Consider the following 2,925-nt stretch of genomic DNA (forward strand, 5'->3'; position numbering starts at 1 on the left):
GACAATCGTCATCCCGCTACGTGTTAGCGGGATCTATGTTAAGAGATACCGCGGCGGTATGACGTATAGAAACTAAAAAAGTTCTTTTTTAAAAAACTTAAGTTATACTTATAAGTATTTGATACTTTTTATAGTGATTATGTCGAGTTTAAGCTGCCTTTATGGTGATAATGCAGAATTTGTGGAAGAAATGTATAGCCGTTATTTGCAGGGTGATAAATCAATCGGGGAGGATTGGTATAGAATTTTTTCAAGCAATTTAGAAGTTAATAAAGCGGAGACCTGCGGTGCACAACATGTAACTAAGGTGGATGATTCAGTTTCTGGTTTAGCAAATTTTTTCAGATCTTACGGTCATTTTTTTGCGGATCTTAATCCGTTATCACCCAATGTGAATAAGGAAGTAGATTATCAGAAATATTCGAATCTATATCCGGCAAGTGACGCTGGAATCTATAGAGATATTTACTGCAAGAACATCGGTTTTGAATTTATGCATATCTCCTCTTATGAGGAGAGGATGTGGCTGCAGGAAAAGATCGAAAATCAAACCTATACGCTGAGTTCACAAGATAAAAAGGAAATACTGAGGCACTTAATTGAATCTGAGATGTTCGAGCAATTTCTCCATATGAAATTTCCTGGATATAAACGTTTTTCTATCGAAGGTGGGGAATCAGCTATCGTTGCAATTGAGAGAATCATTAGTGATTCTGCAGCTTTTAGTATTGAAGAAATAGTTCTTGGCATGGCTCACCGCGGACGACTCAATATTCTAACCAAAGTTATGGGCAAAGAATATGCGGCAATGCTATCTGAATTTCAAGGCAATCTTGCATATCCAGGTGGTCTTGAGGTGTCCGGTGATGTTAAATATCACCTTGGTTACTCTTCTGATCAAACACTTGCCGGTGGTAAGAAAATACATTTAAGTTTATGCCCTAATCCATCTCACCTTGAAGCGGTAAATCCGGTTTTGGCTGGAAGAATAAGAGCAAAACAGAATATAAGATCTGTGCTTGGCATATCAATTCATGGTGATGCGGCTTTCATCGGCCAAGGAGTGGTTGCTGAAACTCTAACCTTAAGCAATATTGAAGGTTATAAGGTAGATGGCATTGTGCACATTGTTATTAATAACCAAGTTGGTTTTACTGCTAATCCGTGTTGTGCGCGATCCTCTTTTTACTGTACTGATGTAGCAAAATCAATAGAAGCTCCAGTGTTTCACGTTAATGGAGATAACCCAGAAGCTGTGAGTTTTGCTACAAGTCTGGCGATGGAATATAGGCAGAAATTTAAAAAGGACGTAGTGATTGACATAATATGTTACCGCAAATATGGCCATAATGAAGGTGATGAACCGAATTTCACTCAGCCACTCATGTATAAGGTAATATCAAAGCATAAAACTCCAGGAACACTGTATGAAGAGAAGTTGATCGCAGAGAAAGTATTAAGTGGTGATGAGGTAAATAAATTGCGCAGTGAGTTCAGGGCAAGATTGGATAAAAGTCTTGCTGAATCAGCGGCTTATACTCCAAAAAAAGCTGACTGGTTTTGTGGAGTATGGTCAAAATTAAGAAAGGCAAGGTTGAACGATTTGAGCGAATACTATACAGATTCTGGTGTTCCGCCAGATGAGTTGAAAAAATTAGGTGTACATATAAATAGCAACATCCCAAGTAGCTTTAACATTAACAATAAGGTTAGAAAAATACTTGATGGCAGAATAGACAGCATAAATTCCGGTAGTAATATAGACTGGGCAACTGCCGAAAGTCTTGCGTTTGCATCACTGCTCACAGAAGGAATAGGAGTGCGTTTATCAGGACAAGACTCTGGTCGTGGAACTTTCTCGCACCGTCATTCAAGGCTTGTTGATCAGGTAACAGAAGAAGCGTTTATTCCGCTAAACAATATAAATGAAAAGCAAGCTCACTTTGAGGTCATAGATAGCGCTTTATCAGAGTATGCTGTAATGGGCTTTGAATATGGATATAGCCTTGATTCCCCATATTCACTAGTGCTCTGGGAAGGACAATTTGGTGATTTTGCAAATGGTGCACAAATTATGATCGACCAGTTTATCGCATCTGCAGAAACAAAGTGGTTGCGATCAAGCGGTCTAGTTTTGTTGCTGCCTCATGGTTATGAAGGACAGGGACCTGAGCATAGCTCCGCGCGTATAGAGAGATTTTTGCAACTCTGCGCAGAAGATAACATGCAAGTTGTTAATTGCTCTACTCCAGCAAATTATTTTCATGCTTTACGCAGGCAAATCCACAGAGACTTTCGCAAGCCTTTAGTAGTGTTTACACCTAAATCACTATTGCGTCATAAAAGAGCAGTTTCTAACCTATCTGACTTTGAAGGAAAATTCCTCACGGTAATCCCAGAATATAGAACAGATTTGGTTCTAAATGATAAAATACGTAAAGTTGTAATATGCAGCGGTAAAGTTTATTACGACATAATTGAAGTATGTGAAGCACAAAAAATAAACGATATAGCAGTAATACGTTTGGAGCAATTCTATCCATTTCCTGCCGATAAACTAAGTATTGAACTTGAAAAATACAAAAGCGCTGAAATTATATGGTGTCAAGAAGAACCAAAAAATATGGGAGGGTGGTTTTTTGTCAACTCATTGATAGAAGAAGTGTTGTCCAATCTCAATATTCAAGCAAAAAGACCTAAGTGTATCGCAAGACCTGCTGCTGCATCTCCTGCATGTGGTTATGCTAGTGTTCATGCTCAGCAACAAGAGGAGATTTTAAGACAGATCGCTTAGTATTTACAGTTATTGAAGCAGAAGTGGTGCTATAAAAGTAGCTGACACTTGAGTCCGGTTGGGCTTTGTTGCATCGCTACTTATGAAAGGCTAACTATAGTTAGAATTATAAGCAACCTATTGAAAATCTT

At 38.5% G+C, this 2,925-nt stretch carries 1 protein-coding gene; it reads left to right on the forward strand.

Annotated elements, in window-relative coordinates:
- The first annotated feature begins 139 nt into the window (after positions 1 to 139).
- Positions 140 to 2,794: a 2-oxoglutarate dehydrogenase E1 component gene (locus OZD61_RS01670; RefSeq protein WP_274979614.1), complete on the forward strand. Its 2,655-nt coding sequence runs from the start codon at positions 140 to 142 to the stop codon at positions 2,792 to 2,794.
- The last annotated feature ends 131 nt before the right edge of the window (positions 2,795 to 2,925 follow it).

Source organism: Wolbachia endosymbiont of Drosophila bocki, assembly GCF_028982005.1.
Lineage (GTDB): Bacteria > Pseudomonadota > Alphaproteobacteria > Rickettsiales > Anaplasmataceae > Wolbachia > Wolbachia pipientis.